This window comes from Paenibacillus vini, assembly GCF_018403325.1.
GTDB lineage: Bacteria > Bacillota > Bacilli > Paenibacillales > Paenibacillaceae > Fontibacillus > Fontibacillus vini.
The window spans coordinates 1-15,266 of the sequence record NZ_BOSL01000008.1 but is presented as its reverse complement, the minus strand read 5'-3'; the positions used below and the strand labels follow the sequence as shown (position 1 = coordinate 15,266).

17 protein-coding genes are annotated in these 15,266 nt (G+C 48.0%); 8 read left to right on the top strand and 9 right to left on the bottom strand.

Translation table 11 applies throughout. From position 1 onward, the window contains the following. Nucleotides 1-115: 115 nt before the first annotated feature. Both KJS57_RS13390 and KJS57_RS13385 read left to right on the top strand, forming a co-directional pair. The gene (locus KJS57_RS13390) at nucleotides 116-499 is read left to right on the top strand and encodes a MerR family transcriptional regulator (RefSeq protein ID WP_211020562.1); all 384 of its coding nucleotides are present in this window, start codon (nucleotides 116-118) and stop codon (nucleotides 497-499) included. Continuing rightward, entirely contained in the window at nucleotides 489-818 is a 330-nt protein-coding gene (locus KJS57_RS13385) for a thioredoxin family protein (protein ID WP_211020563.1), read from the top strand. Before KJS57_RS13390 ends, KJS57_RS13385 begins: the two co-directional genes overlap by 11 nt. A gap of 65 nt (nucleotides 819-883) precedes the next feature. On the opposite strand, the gene KJS57_RS13380 is transcribed toward KJS57_RS13385, so the two are convergent. The 4 genes from KJS57_RS13380 to KJS57_RS13365 all read right to left on the bottom strand — a co-directional run bounded on the left by KJS57_RS13380 (nucleotide 884) and on the right by KJS57_RS13365 (nucleotide 4,172). Next, the gene (locus KJS57_RS13380; RefSeq protein ID WP_213655185.1) at nucleotides 884-2,020 is read right to left on the bottom strand and encodes a zinc-dependent alcohol dehydrogenase; all 1,137 of its coding nucleotides are present in this window, start codon (nucleotides 2,018-2,020) and stop codon (nucleotides 884-886) included. Nucleotides 2,021-2,201: 181 nt separating this feature from the next. Next, nucleotides 2,202-2,669 (bottom strand): hypothetical protein, encoded by a 468-nt coding sequence (locus KJS57_RS13375; RefSeq protein ID WP_211020564.1) that lies wholly within the window; start codon nucleotides 2,667-2,669, stop codon nucleotides 2,202-2,204. Nucleotides 2,670-2,787: 118 nt separating this feature from the next. Further along, nucleotides 2,788-3,867, bottom strand: a complete 1,080-nt coding sequence (locus KJS57_RS13370) for an AI-2E family transporter (protein ID WP_244861543.1) — start codon at nucleotides 3,865-3,867, stop codon at nucleotides 2,788-2,790. A 38-nt stretch (nucleotides 3,868-3,905) separates the two neighbouring features. Further along, nucleotides 3,906-4,172 carry a hypothetical protein gene (locus tag KJS57_RS13365; protein WP_213655183.1) on the bottom strand — a complete coding sequence of 89 codons (267 nt, stop codon included), beginning with the start codon at nucleotides 4,170-4,172 and terminating at the stop codon, nucleotides 3,906-3,908. 162 nt (nucleotides 4,173-4,334) lie between these two features. On the opposite strand from KJS57_RS13365, the gene KJS57_RS13360 reads away from it, so the two are divergent. Together KJS57_RS13360 and KJS57_RS13355 are read left to right on the top strand one after the other, a co-directional pair. After that, the gene (locus KJS57_RS13360; protein ID WP_213655182.1) at nucleotides 4,335-5,708 is read left to right on the top strand and encodes a TrkH family potassium uptake protein; all 1,374 of its coding nucleotides are present in this window, start codon (nucleotides 4,335-4,337) and stop codon (nucleotides 5,706-5,708) included. Nucleotides 5,709-5,776: 68 nt separating this feature from the next. After that, nucleotides 5,777-7,009 carry an aminopeptidase gene (locus KJS57_RS13355; RefSeq protein WP_213655181.1) on the top strand — a complete coding sequence of 411 codons (1,233 nt, stop codon included), beginning with the start codon at nucleotides 5,777-5,779 and terminating at the stop codon, nucleotides 7,007-7,009. Between the two features lie 92 nt (nucleotides 7,010-7,101). On the opposite strand, the gene KJS57_RS13350 is transcribed toward KJS57_RS13355, so the two are convergent. Next, nucleotides 7,102-7,308: a hypothetical protein gene (locus tag KJS57_RS13350; RefSeq protein WP_211020569.1), complete on the bottom strand. Its 207-nt coding sequence runs from the start codon at nucleotides 7,306-7,308 to the stop codon at nucleotides 7,102-7,104. Between the two features lie 38 nt (nucleotides 7,309-7,346). Continuing rightward, the gene (locus KJS57_RS13345; protein ID WP_213655180.1) at nucleotides 7,347-8,546 is read right to left on the bottom strand and encodes an MFS transporter; all 1,200 of its coding nucleotides are present in this window, start codon (nucleotides 8,544-8,546) and stop codon (nucleotides 7,347-7,349) included. Nucleotides 8,547-8,732: 186 nt separating this feature from the next. On the opposite strand from KJS57_RS13345, the gene KJS57_RS13340 reads away from it, so the two are divergent. The 3 genes from KJS57_RS13340 to KJS57_RS13330 all read left to right on the top strand — a co-directional run bounded on the left by KJS57_RS13340 (nucleotide 8,733) and on the right by KJS57_RS13330 (nucleotide 10,916). Then, nucleotides 8,733-9,311, top strand: a complete 579-nt coding sequence (locus KJS57_RS13340; RefSeq protein ID WP_213655179.1) for a TraR/DksA C4-type zinc finger protein — start codon at nucleotides 8,733-8,735, stop codon at nucleotides 9,309-9,311. A gap of 185 nt (nucleotides 9,312-9,496) precedes the next feature. Beyond that, entirely contained in the window at nucleotides 9,497-10,105 is a 609-nt protein-coding gene (locus tag KJS57_RS13335) for an RNA polymerase sigma factor (RefSeq protein ID WP_213655178.1), read from the top strand. Beyond that, complete coding sequence (locus KJS57_RS13330) at nucleotides 10,056-10,916, top strand: DUF4367 domain-containing protein (RefSeq protein WP_213655177.1); 861 nt, start codon at nucleotides 10,056-10,058, stop codon at nucleotides 10,914-10,916. Before KJS57_RS13335 ends, KJS57_RS13330 begins: the two co-directional genes overlap by 50 nt. Before the next feature lie 68 nt (nucleotides 10,917-10,984). Here KJS57_RS13330 and KJS57_RS13325 read toward each other — a convergent pair whose 3' ends face one another. From KJS57_RS13325 to KJS57_RS13315, 3 genes are all read right to left on the bottom strand, one after another. After that, the gene (locus tag KJS57_RS13325) at nucleotides 10,985-12,265 is read right to left on the bottom strand and encodes a hemolysin family protein (RefSeq protein WP_213655176.1); all 1,281 of its coding nucleotides are present in this window, start codon (nucleotides 12,263-12,265) and stop codon (nucleotides 10,985-10,987) included. A gap of 352 nt (nucleotides 12,266-12,617) precedes the next feature. Continuing rightward, on the bottom strand, nucleotides 12,618-13,070 hold the full coding sequence (gene gerQ, locus KJS57_RS13320) for a spore coat protein GerQ (RefSeq protein ID WP_211020575.1): 453 nt from the start codon (nucleotides 13,068-13,070) through the stop codon (nucleotides 12,618-12,620). Between the two features lie 74 nt (nucleotides 13,071-13,144). Further along, a complete protein-coding gene (locus tag KJS57_RS13315) occupies nucleotides 13,145-13,567 on the bottom strand; it encodes a cell wall hydrolase (protein ID WP_211020576.1) in 423 nt (140 codons plus the stop codon). Between the two features lie 226 nt (nucleotides 13,568-13,793). Here KJS57_RS13315 and KJS57_RS13310 point away from each other — a divergent pair, with 226 nt between their 5' ends. Beyond that, a complete protein-coding gene (locus tag KJS57_RS13310) occupies nucleotides 13,794-15,119 on the top strand; it encodes a phytoene desaturase family protein (protein ID WP_213655175.1) in 1,326 nt (441 codons plus the stop codon). Nucleotides 15,120-15,266: the final 147 nt, after the last annotated feature.

Below are 15,266 nucleotides of genomic sequence, written 5' to 3'. Positions count from 1 at the left end.
TATTATACACGGTTCGGCAGCAGGAGAAAAATGGGATTGACCCTCACACTAATGTCAGGGTTTATAATGGCATTACAATACAGAATCAGTAACTGAAGGCAGGTGAAGCCCATTTATGAAAATCGGCGAATTATCCAAGGCAACCGGAGCCAGCATCCGCTCGCTGCGATACTATGAACAGCAAGGTTTGATTGCTTCACGGCGAATGGATAACGGATACCGGGACTATAGCGGATTATCGGTCGATACGGTCAAGACCATACAGTTTTATCTGCAGCTCGGGTTGACGACCGAACAGATTTCAGGCTTCCTGAACTGTGTCATGGCCAGCAAGGAAGCGTTTTGCGAACAAATCATGCCCGTCTACCGCACCAAACTCAAAGAAATTGAAGAACAAATTGCTCTGTTGTCGTCGATAAAGTCAAACCTGGAAGAACGGATTACCTATCTTTTGGAGGAAAATCCGAAATTGAAGGAGGAAATGAATCATGAGCGTTAAAAGAGTGTCCACACCTGCCGAGTTCGGTCAAGAGCTGCTGCCTCAAGGTATTACGTTGGTAGATTTCGATGCCCCTTGGTGCCCGCCTTGCAAAGTGCTCGGCCCGCTTTTGGATCAACTGCATGAAGATTATAAGGGAGCCCTCAACCTGGTCAAAGTAAACTGCGATGAATCGCCGGAACTGGCTTCGACTTATGGGATCATGTCTCTGCCGACCGTCATTATGTTCCATCACGGTGAGCCCGTAGAGAAGCTGGTAGGATTAAGACCTAGAGAAGCATATGACAGAATCATCGAAAAATATCACATTAATGCCTAAATGATTAAAGCAAACAACGGGCTGTCCCTAATGGGCCGCCCGTTGTTCTATATTCGATGGTTAAGCTAAGGCTTTAAAACAACCTTGATACAGTTTTCTTCCTTGTCATTGAATATTTTATAACCATGTTCCCCCTGATCCAGCGGCAAACGGTGCGTTATGATATCGGTCGGATCAAACCGGCCGGACCGGATTTGTTCATACAGCTCGGGAATCAAATGAATCACCGGCGCTTGTCCGGTTCTAATGTTGATATTCCGTTCGAACAGATCGCCGAAAGGAAACAGGTTGTATTTCAAGCCGTATACGCCCGTCACCTGAATGGTCCCCCCTTTGCGGACCACCTTGGTTGCCAGATTGAATGCGCTGAGCGAACCGCCTTGAAGCATGAGCGCGGTCTCGACCTTTTCAGCCACCGATTTCTTGGCGTCGAGGCCCACACAGTCAATGACCACATCTGCCCCGCCCCGCGTGATCTCTTTTAAATGCTCTTCCAGATGATCGACCTTCTCGAAATTGAAAATCTCCACTCCGTTGGTCCGCTTGGCGTGTTCTAGGCGATAATCCAGATGATCGACGGCGATTACACGTTTCGCCCCTTTTTGCCAGGCGAATTTTTGCGTAAGCAGTCCGACGGGGCCGCAGCCGAGAATGATGACGGTATCCCCGGCATTTACACCGCCGTTGATTACGCTCCAATAAGCCGTTGGAACGATGTCGGACAGGAACAGCAGCTTCTCGTCTTCCATTTCGGCATTCTCGGGAATGACGAAAGGAACAAAGTTCCCAAAAGGTACGCGCATCAATTCCGCCTGGCCGCCGGCATAATCCCCATAACGGGACGAATACCCGAAATATCCACCGGTATCCCGGTTCTCATTCGCATTGTCGCATTGACTTTCAAGTTGGTTTTTGCAGAAAAAACATTCCCCGCAAGCAACGTTGAAAGGAATAATGACCCGATCTCCTTTCTTCACTCGTGTCACTTCAGGACCTACGTCCTCTACAATTCCCATCGGCTCATGGCCGATTACGTAATCATCGTACATGCCGAGAATTTCCCCGTTATAAATATGCAGGTCAGAACCGCAAATGGCGGTCGAGGAGACTCGAACAACAATATCGTCTTTCTTTTGAAGCCTGGCATCCTCCACTTCTTTCACGCGAATGCTCTTCTTGCCTTGATAGGTTATCGCTTTCATGAACTCGCTCCCTTCTTGATTCGCGTTCATTGTACGCAGGTTTCATGGGAATTATTTATTATTACCCTAAACCATATTGAAACGACCTAAGTACAAGAAAGAAATAAAAAAGGCCCCCGCGATCATATCGCAAGCAGCCTTTAAGTTATTTCAATGGGTTTAGCCTCATCCCATCTATCACTTACTCGTAGGTCGGCATTCCTTTTACTTGCTTTGCCAGTTCAATGTAGGGCCCGTCAGCCAGATTGTTAAAAGCCAAATGTGTGGCTCTTAAGCTTAGAAGCTGTTCCCCGGGACGTACCCCGAATTGCTCCCATGTCTGCAAAGGCAAACGGATGTAATGATCACTGGCCAGATAGGTCCAGCAGAACACCCGCTCTTTGAAGGTAAGCGTTTCCCCTGCTGGGATCGAGAAGCTTTGCAGCTGAGGCAAGCTTGCGAACACCTTCGCCAAAGGAGAATTGTCGATCAGTTCCTTGCAAACGACGCTGAATCCCTTCGCGGTATTGCGCCCTGACATGAGAATGACGTTCGAATTCGTTTGGATGTGATACTCCTGCAGGGCTTGATCCGGCAGGTAAAAGGATCCATCAGGAAGTATTTTGCTCCATGCGTAAAAATACTTCCCGTTTTTGGCGGTTACTGCCATTTCTTATCATCCCCCGAGAATTTTTACTAACCAATTTATTAGGTTAATCATCACTCAAGGAGTGGAATTGGTGATATGATATTCGTCACCATTCCATCAGAAATGGAAATATTTTGGATTATATGTTTAAATCCTCGGTCTTCTGGGACAAATAAATCTGATATATCTTTACCACTATAATTTTAAGCATCATATATACGGGAATCGCTAAGATCATGCCTAAAATTCCGCCGAAATCACCGGCGATCAAGAGCAGAACAATCGTGGTCAACGGGTGAATGTTGATCGTCTTTCCGTAAATATAAGGAGAGATCAGGTTTCCTTCAATCTGCTGTGCGATAAACACGATAATGATGACCCACAGGACCATGGACGGAGATACCGTAAACGCGACGATTACGCAAGGAATGGCTCCGAGCAGAGATCCGAAATACGGGATAAAGTTGAACAATGCTCCGACAATCGCCAATAGCAAAGGATACGGCAGACCGATCAGCCAAAAACCGAGGAAACTCATTACGGCCAGCACCACGGCGCTGATCATTCTTCCGGCGATGAAGCCCTTCAGCATCGTGTCGATATCATGGATCGTAATTTCCCCTTCACGGCGGAAGTTCTTCGGTACCATGCGTACCAGAGACGGAGTTACCCGATGATCTTCCTTCAACATATAGTACAACATGATCGGAACCGTACCGACGACGATGAAGAAATCATTCAGGAAGTTGAACACATGCGAGATGTAACCGGTAGCACTTTCAATTCCCGCGTTCACGTATTCCGTAATTTTATCCATCAGCTGCGTATCTTTATTGTCAAACATTGAAAAATAACGATTGTTTCGAATTTCGTTCATCTGACTTTGCAAACCGTCGATCAGCTGCGGCACGTTGTTAATGAATTCCGTGATCTGCTTCTGCAGCGGAGGCCACACGACCATCAGAAATATAGTGACAACTCCGGCAAACAGCAAATAAATAAACAAGATAGATAGGATCCGGTTCATTTTTTTACTTTCAAGAAACTGGACGATCGGCCTCAGCAAATAATATAAGAAGCCCGAAATCGTCAAAGGCACAATCAAAATCTGGACGAGCGTGGAGATCGGGTTAAAAATAAAATGAACCTTGTGAACCAAATAGATGATGGTCAGGACCATAATGGCTCCAAGGCATCTTCTGTAGAATGGTTTTTCCATCAATAGCGATCCCCCCTTTATTTAAATATAGGTCTGCCTTACTCTGCGAGCGTGTTCCGGGCAGCGTCCAACAGTTCGTCAAATTCGTCATCGTCCTGCTCGATCCATTCGTCGACAGCCATAAATTCCGCCTCAATCCCGGATTCCCGGGCATAATTCAGGCTGTAGTCCCATTCCTTGCCTTTTTTGCTGAAAAACGTGATTTCATAGGCGGCTTTATGTCCCTCCACTTCAAATATTGTTTTACCCAAAAAAGCTCCCTCATCATCTTTATGCATGTCCGCTTGCAAAATGTTCAACTTCATATCAGCCATAACTCCTTTTCCTGTAATTTCTCTTTAAATGTCGATCTAATTTAAGGTTTCTACTATAATGGTTGTTATTGAGGAAAGATGTAGCCAACCTTTATTGAAATATCGTACCATGTTTTACGTCAATAGCAAGATCATGTATGAGGTGAATAATCATTGTCAAAGCATCGCAGTAAAACCAGCAAGAAGAGGAAATCCAATCCGCTTACTCCGGCAAAAACACTATCATTTGGCTTCGGCATCATCATTATTCTGGGTACATTTCTGTTGTCCCTTGGCCCGGCGTCAGCCGACGGGCGCCCGATGAAATTGATCGACGCCTTCTTCATGGCAACATCGGCTACCTGTGTGACCGGGCTTGCCGTCGTTGATACGGGCACCCATTTTTCCCTCTTCGGTGAAATCGTAATTCTGACATTGACCCAGCTCGGAGGGCTCGGCTTCATGACCTTCGGCACACTGATCGCGCTGGCGTTCAACCGCCGAATTTCACTGCGGGAGAAGCTGGTGCTCCAGGAGGCGATGAACTATAACTCCATGGAAGGGCTAGTTACCCTGATCCGCCGGGTCATTACATACGCCGTTGTGATCGAAGGAACGGGCGCACTCCTGCTGGCCGCCAGATGGATGCTGGACATGCCTTGGCACAAGGCGTTGTATTACGGCATTTTCCACAGTATATCGATCTTTAATAACGCGGGCTTTGATTTATTCGGACCCCTTCACGGTGAATTCAGCGGGCTCTCCGAGTATTCCAACGACCCTTTCGTCAACGTCGTCTTAATGATTCTGATCGTTCTGGGCGGCATCGGGTTTATCGTGATATCAGATCTGCTGCACTATTCCCGTACCCGGAAGCTCTCCCTTCATTCTAAAGTCGTCCTTACCATGTCCGCGTTCCTGATCGTTGGCGGGGCCCTGATGATGTTCGTCCTGGAAATGGGAAATCCAGCTACGCTGAAGCCGTTAGGCTGGGGGAATCAAATCATGACCTCCTTCTTCCATTCGATCAGTTCCAGATCAGGCGGCGTGAGTACACTTAGTATGGCGGATATGCAGCATTCCACCCAGTTTATGTTCATCCTGCTCATGTTCATTGGAGCGGCTCCCGGCTCTACTGGCGGGGGAATCAAAGTAACGGTATTCGCCGTACTTCTCGGTGCGATGTATTCCATGCTCCGCGGCCGGGAAGATATCGTCTTGTTCCGCAGACGTCTTTCCAAGGGAGCGATTATGCGTGCGATCACACAAACCTGGCTCGCCTTGTTTCTCGTCATTTTCGTGGCCATGGTGCTGTCTGCCATTGAGGACAGAGAATTCCTCCCCCTGCTCTTCGAAACCACTTCGGCGTTTGCAACGGCAGGGTTCAGTCTTGACCTGACTCCGCGGCTGACGGACACGAGCAAAGGCGTGCTTTGCCTGGTCATGTTCCTGGGCCGGGTCGGCCCGGTTACATTGGCGTATGCCCTGGCACCGAAATCGGAAAAAGAGCTGTTCAAGTATCCGGAAGGAAAAATAACCATCGGTTAATTGGATAGTCTAAAAAAATCGTAGTATGATATATCAATAACCATTTTTTAGATTACGGAGGTATGACAATGTCTGATTTTCAAGAAAAGCTACAGAAATATGCTGAGTTGGCCGTTAAAGTAGGCGCCAATGTTCAGCCCGGTCAAAACCTGATCGTAGTCGCTACAGTAGATTCGGTGGAACTTGTACGTTTGATCGTTAAGCAAGCCTATGAAGCCGGAGCAAGATTTGTAAAAGTCAACTGGAGCGATGACACCGTCACCCGGTTGCGTTATGAGCATGCGGCGGATGAATCCTTCCTGGATGATCCAAAATGGTACGCCGGAGAGATGCTCGAATATGTAGAAGGCGGCGCGGCTGTTCTTCACGTCATTTCCTCGGACCCCGACTTGCTGACCGGTATTGATCCGCAGCGGATCACCAATCATCAGAAAACATACGGCAAAGCTATGAGCAAATATCGCGAGCTCCAAATGTCGGATAAGTTCAGCTGGTCTATCGTCGCCGTTCCGTCAAAAACTTGGGCGGCCAAAGTGTTCCCGGATCTTCCGGAAGCCGAACAGGTGAATGCTCTGTGGGAAGCGATTTTCCGTACCGTACGCATCGATCAGCCTGATCCGATCGGCGCATGGCGCGATCATATTGCAAATCTGAATGAGAAATCCGAATACCTGAATTCCAAAAAGTATAAGAAGCTTCATTATCTTGCACCAGGAACCGATTTGACGATCGAACTGCCTGAAGGGCATATCTGGGTCGCCGCTGAGAGCATCAATGCCCAAGGCAACACGTTCCTGGCGAACCTCCCGACCGAAGAAGTGTTTACGGCTCCGCTAAAAACCGGTGTCAACGGTACCGTATCCAGCACGAAGCCGCTTAGCTATAACGGAAACATCATCGATAAGTTCAAGCTTACGTTTGAAAACGGCCGTATCATTGACTTCTCTGCAGAAGTGGGAGAATCCACCCTTAAACAGCTCGTTGAGCTGGACGAAGGCTCGCATTATTTGGGCGAGGTTGCCCTCGTACCGCACGGATCGCCGATTTCGCAATCCGGCATCTTGTTCTACAATACTTTGTTCGATGAGAATGCATCCAACCATCTGGCGATCGGCAATGCTTACGCCTTTAACCTGGAAGGCGGCAAGTCCATGACTCGCGAAGAATTGAACAAGCATGGATTGAATGCCAGCTTTGCGCACGAGGACTTTATGGTCGGTTCCGCGGAAATGGACATTTTCGGGGTAACGGGCGACGGCAAGGAAGAGCAAATTTTCAAAAAAGGAAACTGGGCGTTTTAATAAGCTTTGACTAATCGTTTATTAACAAATAAGAGCACCCCGCCGGAAATTGGCGAGGTGCTCTTTTGTTCAGATGAAGCATTTAGTTGTGCTTATGAAGATAAATCCAATAAGCCAACCAGGAGCAAAGCTATAATTAAAATAGAACCGCCATAAATGAGCGTCAGTTTAATCAGATTCTTTTTCGTCCGCTTGTCATAGTCGGGATTGCCAGTTCGATTCTCCTTGGAATTTCCGATAATTAGCGTACCTGCCGCGGCAATAGCCACAAGCGCCACAATAACGATATACAGCCACATTCCTGCTTCTCCCCCTTCATTTCATTTCATCCCTGCCTTTATTCCTTCTCCGGCAATCCCAGCGGATTCGAATTTACCCGCTTGATCAGTACAGCAGCCGTGCTGAAAATCACCAGCGCCCCAATAAACCCCGCGAGAAGCCAAGACGAAGCGCCGGCTCCTCCCAGGTCCATGCTCTTCCCCATCAACAGCGGGAGTACCGCGCCCCCTATGCCGCCGGATGCGATCAGTAGACTCGGTGTCGCTTCCTCCGAACCCGGCAGCATCTTGTTGGCGAACACCAAAGCGATGGAGAACAATCCGGACATAAACAATCCAAGCAGCAGAATCAAAGCAATGAGGCCGGTTAATCCGCCAACGAGCGCAAAGCACGAAATCAGGAAGAAACTGATCAAACTCCCGCTAATGACATATCTGCTGTAGGATATTTTTTCCGCGATAATTCCCGCGAACAGTCTGCCCACCGTCATGGCGATCCAGAACAAAGTGACGCTGAGCGCGGCCGTTGCTTTATCCGTCCCTACCTTCTCAATCAGCATCGATGGAAGGAAATTGACGAAGCTCATCTCTGTCCCCACATAGAGGAAGAAGAACAGGATGAAAACTAGGAGCATCAACCCTCGGCTGCCTTTATACTGGCGAAGCAGGCTTCCTTTTTCTTTGCGTCTCTCTTCCCTGGCATTTAATACGGCGTTCAATTCTTTGAAATTTCCTTTCCCCCACGCCAGCAGCATCACGAAAGCGAGCGTGCTGACCAACAGAAAGGAATACCGCCACATTTCCGCCCGGATGAGCCACCCGGCTACAAGCGGCATCATAAGCGCTCCAACCCCGAAAAAAACCTCAAGCCGACTCATTGCCACTGCCGTTCCTTCCGTAACGGCTACCAGAATAAGCGTTCCGATGACAGCCTCAATCATTCCGAAGCCGAAGCCGGCTACCGCGCCTACCGCGTACATCCATTCCCATGGCGGGAGCAGAGTGTATACCAGTTCGGCAACCAATAACATGCCTGTGGCAATCAGCAGCCCGTTTCGCTTGCCGAATTTTCCAATAAGCAAGGGAGACAGTAGCACTCCGATCAAAAAGCCGGCAAACTGCGCAAAAATCAGGGTCCCTCCTGCGCTGTAATCCTTGCCGTAATGCTCAAGCAGATTGGGCATAATCGATCCTACGACCACATGCGCCAGTCCGATCAATAAATAGGCCCAGCAACCGAACCACATCAACCTCTTCATTAAAACTCCTCTCATGATGCAAAACGCGTCTTTCATTCAAGCATCCTTACTTGAAGTAATTACAGTTTTAAGTATTAACTCCATTGTAAGATAAAGTCGACATTGCGTCACCCCACTTCATTCCGGGGTAAAGCATACATAGGCGATTTAAGGAACTTGGCCTATTTTCAGAAGGAGGGAAAGTTCATGAGCCATCTGACAAACGAACAGCTGACGAAATTAAAGGAATCTCTTCAACATGAGAAGAGCGATCTCGAGAGACATTTTAGTGCGGACGGCAATGCCCAAGGTCAGGAAGAGTCGCTGCGGGTTTCGACGGGAGAATTGTCTGCTTACGACAACCATCCTGCCGATGTCGGTACGGAAACATTTGAGCGAAGCCGCGATATGGCTGTTGATGATAATTTGGAAAGACGGCTTGAGGAAATAAATTCGGCATTGGACCGGATCGAGGATTCCAGCTACGGACAATGCGCCGTATGCGGCAGGGACATTCCTTACGAGCGTCTGGAGGCGGTACCCTATACCGCTTATTGTGTAGAGCATACTCCGGAACGGAACGTATCCGACTATCGGCCTGTAGAAGAGGATGTCATCACTCCGCCCCCTAAAGGAGCCGGGGAAAACAGGCAGCGGGATGCCGGGAATTTCGATGATGCGGAAGCCTGGCATACTTTGGAGAAGTACGGGAATTCCGATTCCCCCGCCATGGCCGCTAAACGTAACCCTACCGATTACGATTCCTTGACGGTTGAAGACGACTGATCATCTTTAAGCTCTATTCCTGCACTAATAATTGAACGTTAAATATCAAGGGTGTCCTCCTCCGGGGGGACGCCCTTATTTCTCGTTATCATGGAAAATCATTCCTTTCGTGCTCGGCTTATAGTAAAATCTAAGATATTGGTTTTTTAGATCGATGCGCCTTAACGGCTAGAGAGGGGAGAACCATGCCGGAACGGTTAGAATGGCTGCTCGGAGCCGACTATCATCACCTGTCTGAGACCATTCAGGAAGATGTCTACTATGCATTTTACGATCTCGTTTATGGGGCGATTTTTTACCTGGTAAAGGATCATCAGGCTGCCGAGGATATAATTCAAGAGGCATTTATTAAAGTTGTCACGAAAAAACCTGAATTTGAAAGTGTCAGCGGAATGAAATCATGGATGAAAACCGTAGCACGCAACACGACGATTAATTATTTTAGAAAAAATAAAAAATTTCGTAACCACTTGGACGTGGAACGTGTTTATATGGATATAGAGCCTATTGGTCCTATGGTCCCATCCGTGGAGCAGACGGTTGAAATCAAGATGATGGAGGAAGCTATCCTCTCTCATCTGAGTAAGTTAAAGCCGGAATACCGCCAATTGATGGAATTGCGTTGGAAGCAAGGCTTAAGTTATAAGGAGATTGCAGAGCAGCTGGATCTTTGCGAGAATATCGTCAGACAGCGTCTATTCCGTACCCGGGAAGGGATCAAGAAAATGCTATACAGAGAGTGGGGTGGCGACTATCAAAAACGAGAAGATGGAACATCAAAAGTATCCCGATGAGTTTGAAGCCCTATTTAATGATGCATTTGATAACGCCATTGAGTCGCTTCCCTCTTATTCCGAATCCGATCGCCGCAAATCCTGGGAACAAGTTCAGAAGAAGCTTAACCGGAAACGGACTCGTTTTAATAGACGCCGTAAAGCTCAGTTGTTCGGCATTGTAGCTGCATCCATGCTTTTGGGGGCCGCACTGTTCAGTCCTCCTTTAGTAACGAAGGCCATCTCCCCTATTTTTCAGGAGCTCAAAAATCTGGGCAGCGGGATGTCGCAAATGGTATTCGGCAATGGACAGCCGCAAGCGGATCCATCAATGGCCAAAACGCCTCCCCCGCCTGAAGATTTCACTGAGGATGAGCTCAGAGAAATGAACAAAGAGGTACACCTTGTCGATGCGGGGACTTATGAAACGGTAAAAATGGACATGGAGGAAGCCCGCGATACACTCGCCTTCTCTCTTCCCCGAATTACGAACATTCCGGAAAGATTCACTTTAGAAACGCTCGAGGTCGTCATTCCGTCCGGAACACCGGAGGACCCGAATACCTTCGGAAAGAGCGCTCACCTGCTCTACCGAACGGAAGATGGCAATATACTCAGATTAACGTTTGATCTGTTGATGAATAATGAAATCCTTTCAACGATGAGTAAAGAAAATACCGAAGAGGTTGAATTGGATAATGGAAATATAGCGTATATCAGCAGCGGAACTATGAGCGAAATCAATATGATGCTCGGAAATGTATATTTTAATGTGATCGGCAATGTGGACAAGGAAGAAATTCTTGCGATCGCTAACGGGTTGAACCAATAAGTAAACATTGTTTGCAAAAAGGCGGGCAGTCCTTCAAAGGACTGCCCGCCTTGCATGTTCTTTTATGTTTATGCGCCGGCTTCCTCGATCGGAATAAACTGCTGTTTCAGCAGCTTGACGCGTGAAATTCTCTTGTTGTCCGTCTCTTCCACAATATATAAATAGCCATCGTATTCCACGGTTTGCCCGACTTGCGGCGGAAGAATTTCAATTCGGGAATACAGCCAACCGCCGATCGTGTCGTAATCGTCGGAATCCAGTTCAAAACCGAACCGGTCGTTGACGGATTCGATCAGCATCAGCCCGTCGATGGAATAGGCATTTTCATCCACTTGCTCGATACCCGGTCGCTCCTCATCGAATTCATCCTGGATTTCGCCAACGATCTCTTCGACGATATCTTCCAGGGTGACCATGCCGGAAGTGCCTCCGTATTCATCGATCAAGATGGCGATTTGGGTTTTCCCACGCTGCATCCGCTTCATCAAATCGCTGATCTGGATCGATTCGGGCACCGCCATGATGGGACGCAATAGATCGAGGTAATCCGAGGTATTCGAACGGATTAAATCTTTAATATGAATGAATCCAATAATATGGTCCTTATCGTTGTTGCAAACGGGATACCTCGTCCGGGTGCCTTCCAAAGCGATCGTCAGGTTTTCGTCCAATGAATTCTGAGTATAAAGGCAGATCATTTCCGTCCGTGGGATCATAATCTCCCTCGCGGTCGTGTCGGCGAATTCGAAAATATTGTCAACGAGCGACATTTCCGTACTATCGATAAGGCCGCTTTCTGTGCTCTCCTTCATCATTACACGGATTTCTTCCTCGGTATGCAGGGAATCCTGCTCGGACACCGGAGCAATGCCGAACAATCTCAGCAGTCCGGACGACAGTCGATTTAGCGTCCATATGAAGGGGAACATCAGCTTATAGAACATCCTCATCGGTCTTGCCGACAAGAGAGTAATTTGCTCCGCTTTGCGTACGGCAATCGTTTTGGGCGCGAGTTCGCCGAGAACGATATGCAATACGGCAATCAGCAAGAAGGAAACAAACAGCGATACAATATGCACCGGTTTATCGCCAAAACCCGCAAACTCGAACAACGGATTCAGGAGCCGGGCTACGACCGGTTCGCCAAGCCATCCCAGGCCAAGGGAACAAAGAGTGATTCCAACCTGACAAGCGGATAAGTAACCGTCAAGGTGATTCAGCAAGCTCTTCACGATAACAGCGTTTTTTCGTCCTTCTTCGACTAAGGCATCGATTCGGCCGCTTCTGATTTTTACGATTGCAAATTCAGCAGATACGAAAAATCCGTTCAGCAGGACCAGTAACAGCATCAGTCCTATAGAAAAAAGACTCGGTAAAGGGTCAGTCAATACGTTTCCTATTCGCCGCAATCAGTGCGGTGAATAGGTGCACCTCCTTCGCGGTTTGAAATGATATTGATGTCTGATTTCGTAATATATCGTCAACTTCCCAATGGATTCATCTCCTTGTCAGATCAATAATTAAGCCTCTAAACAACCTCAACAAATGAAACATCTTTGGTGAGTGTATTACTATTAATTATATAATTATACACTACACAGTCAAACCCCGGCATATGCCAAGGAAACAGGCTGGGTTACGCACTTTTTTTGATTTGACGCGAAATAGGGCCTCCAGTAAGGAGGCCCCTTCATATTACAATTATCTCCGGGTTGTCGGCGGGTTCCCGATCGTGCCCGGGTATTGATACACCAGCGGCTGATCGAACGTAGCAAAATCCAAGTTGACCATCAGCAGAATGGTGCGCACGCCCGTATTAGGGTCGCTGATAATGATGTGGTCACGGCCGGCCGCTTCGAGTACGCCCTTGAAGATTTTAGCGTTCCACTCAGAATTGTTCTCATATGTCATGTAGAAAGTGCCAACTTTGCCCAGGTTCAAACGAAGTATGTTCTCGATAAACGACTGCTCATTCGTCGGGAATTGTACCGGCACCACGGTTCCGGATGGTGTCATCGGACTGCCGCTCGGAACTTGAGGGGGTTGGCCGCCCGTGGTTCCAGTTCCCGATGGATAAGTCCCTGAAGGATAAGTCCCGGATGGAGTTCCTCCTCCGATAGTGTATGTGACCGGCCGATAAGGTTGATTAAACATGGAAATAATTCCTCCTCAAAATGATCTTACTTATGTTCTTTGAATATCCTGAAGGGCGGAGCGTCGCTGTTTCCTCAATATACGGCCGGGCAATCTTCCCCACTCGGGGCAAAGAAGCAATGCGCCTTCCATCGTCCGGTGTTGGTCTGGTCATACCAGGTGTCAGGGCAATCCCCAGCCGGTCTGAAGAACCATAGAGCATTGGATGCAGGCCATATTTTTTCGCCGTTGATTACGCGCTGGGCCAGTCGAATATCGCGGTCCCGGGCCTTTTGATAAAAATAACCCTTCTGCGTAGCTTCAAAGCCGCCCGGCGATTGGAACACCATGTCGTTCATGTTTCGTACGTTCTTGAAATCAAGACAACCACCGAGAATCCGGTTGACTCCGACGTTGCCGACCATCAGCATGCCTTGCTCGCCTTCTCCCTCGGCTTCCGCCCGCATGAGCCGTGCAAGAAGTTTGACATCCTCGGAATTAGTTCTAATAACAGCCAAATTCCGTTTCCCCCCTTTCCTCTCTTCTCAACGCTATATCCTATGTGCTAATGCCTATATTGGTGCAAACACTTATCAATTTGACCAGGCTGTCAAGGAAGAAATCGCATTCCGGCTATGAAGGCGGTTGCAATTTTGAATATTTAGTGACCATTTCTATGGACGCGCTTACATGAATAGCATATACTGATAAAGAATAAGGATTTTCCTTTTAGGAGGTTCTCCCATGAAAATCGCAATCATTGGCGGCGGTTTGGCCGGCTTGACGGCTGCCGCATATCTTTCCGACAGCCCGGACACCGAAGGTACGGTGTTTGAACGCAGTCCGCAGCTGGGCGGACGCGCATTTACTTATGAGAAATCCGGTTTTACGCTCAATTATGGGGCACATGCGGTTTACGGCATCGACAGACATACCTTGCAGCATATGGAGGAAGAGCTTGAGCTTAAATTCCAGAGTAAGCAAGTGGATAAACGGAAGGTCGTATATGCCAAGCATGGTAATTTGACACCCGCTCCTCTAGATTTCGTGAATATTATGAAGACCGATGTGCTGACCACGATGGAAAAAGTAAGATTCGTAGCGGAAATTGCCGCAGTAATCGGAAACATTCACCAACTGAAGCACTACCGGACACTCGGAGAATATTTGGATAAATCCAATGCCTCCTCCGATGTCAAGGAATTATGGGAGCATCTGGTGAGCTCGAACTTCTTTATTACGCCGGATGACGCTCGCAAGGTGTCAGGTGAAGTGATCGCCGATTACTACCACAATCTGTTTCTCTCCAGCAAACCGGTCAACTATATTCTCGGCAGCTGGGCGACGATTACGGAACAGCTGGTTCAAAAGATCAATGACAATGAGAAATGGGATATTGCGGTTAAAGAACCGGTTGAATCGATTGTAATGGAGAATGGGAAGTTTATTTTGAAGACCAAAACCCGGGAAGCCCTGGAGTATGATCAGGTTATATTTGCAATGCCTGTCCAACAGGTATACAAATTGCTGGAATCCTCCCCTTGGGCCGGGGCTCTTGAACCGTTTAAGGACAATTCATGCACGGAGGTCCTCGTCTATGACGTAGGCTTCTCCAAAGTAGTAGCCCGTCCATTCCACTATATCAGCGATATGGACAACAAAGTATTTATCAGCGACGTGTCGGCTACCGACTATACGGTCGTTCCGGTCGGCGGACAGCTTCTGCAAGGCATCGCCTATTTGAACGACGATTTCCAGGATGAGGATCAGAAGAAAGAATATCTGGAGAGTAAAACTCAGCAAATGGAAGCACTATTCGATACTTATTATCCGGATTGGCGGGAACATACGGCTGTAAAACGCGTTTCCAAGAAAGCCATGGTGTCGAGTGTCAAGAACATCCACACCAACAAGCTGCTTCCAAGCAAACTGCCGGGCGTTCCGTTCCTCTTCTGCGGGGACGGCTGCGAAGGCAAAGGCGAGCTCGCTGAACGAGCCTTCTCCAGCGGACGTGCCGCCGCTCAAATGATGCTGTCCGATAAAGCGAAGACTAAGGCACTGACGCATTGATGAAGCAATCATAATATTTCAAATCATAACCACCCGTCCAACGGGTGGTTTGCTCTTGGGGTATAACCCCCTGTTGCCAAACTGCGCCTAAAGACGCTAGCCTGACAATAAAATTGTTCAGGCTCAGTGTTTTTGTCACTTTCACTT

Bases quoted from the DNA above. Each gene is read 5' to 3' on its own strand.
- KJS57_RS13375 (WP_211020564.1), bottom strand. From the start codon at position 2,669: ATGGCAGTAACCGCCAAAAACGGGAAGTATTTTTACGCATGGAGCAAA.
- KJS57_RS13390 (WP_211020562.1), top strand. From the start codon at position 116: ATGAAAATCGGCGAATTATCCAAGGCAACCGGAGCCAGCATCCGCTCG.
- KJS57_RS13325 (WP_213655176.1), bottom strand. From the start codon at position 12,265: ATGCTGTTACTGGTCCTGCTGAACGGATTTTTCGTATCTGCTGAATTT.
- KJS57_RS13345 (WP_213655180.1), bottom strand. From the start codon at position 8,546: ATGAAGAGGTTGATGTGGTTCGGTTGCTGGGCCTATTTATTGATCGGA.
- KJS57_RS13355 (WP_213655181.1), top strand. From the start codon at position 5,777: ATGTCTGATTTTCAAGAAAAGCTACAGAAATATGCTGAGTTGGCCGTT.
- KJS57_RS13335 (WP_213655178.1), top strand. From the start codon at position 9,497: ATGCCGGAACGGTTAGAATGGCTGCTCGGAGCCGACTATCATCACCTG.
- KJS57_RS13310 (WP_213655175.1), top strand. From the start codon at position 13,794: ATGAAAATCGCAATCATTGGCGGCGGTTTGGCCGGCTTGACGGCTGCC.
- KJS57_RS13380 (WP_213655185.1), bottom strand. From the start codon at position 2,020: ATGAAAGCGATAACCTATCAAGGCAAGAAGAGCATTCGCGTGAAAGAA.
- KJS57_RS13340 (WP_213655179.1), top strand. From the start codon at position 8,733: ATGAGCCATCTGACAAACGAACAGCTGACGAAATTAAAGGAATCTCTT.
- KJS57_RS13370 (WP_244861543.1), bottom strand. From the start codon at position 3,867: ATGGAAAAACCATTCTACAGAAGATGCCTTGGAGCCATTATGGTCCTG.
- KJS57_RS13385 (WP_211020563.1), top strand. From the start codon at position 489: ATGAGCGTTAAAAGAGTGTCCACACCTGCCGAGTTCGGTCAAGAGCTG.
- gerQ (WP_211020575.1), bottom strand. From the start codon at position 13,070: ATGTTTAATCAACCTTATCGGCCGGTCACATACACTATCGGAGGAGGA.
- KJS57_RS13350 (WP_211020569.1), bottom strand. From the start codon at position 7,308: ATGTGGCTGTATATCGTTATTGTGGCGCTTGTGGCTATTGCCGCGGCA.
- KJS57_RS13365 (WP_213655183.1), bottom strand. From the start codon at position 4,172: ATGAAGTTGAACATTTTGCAAGCGGACATGCATAAAGATGATGAGGGA.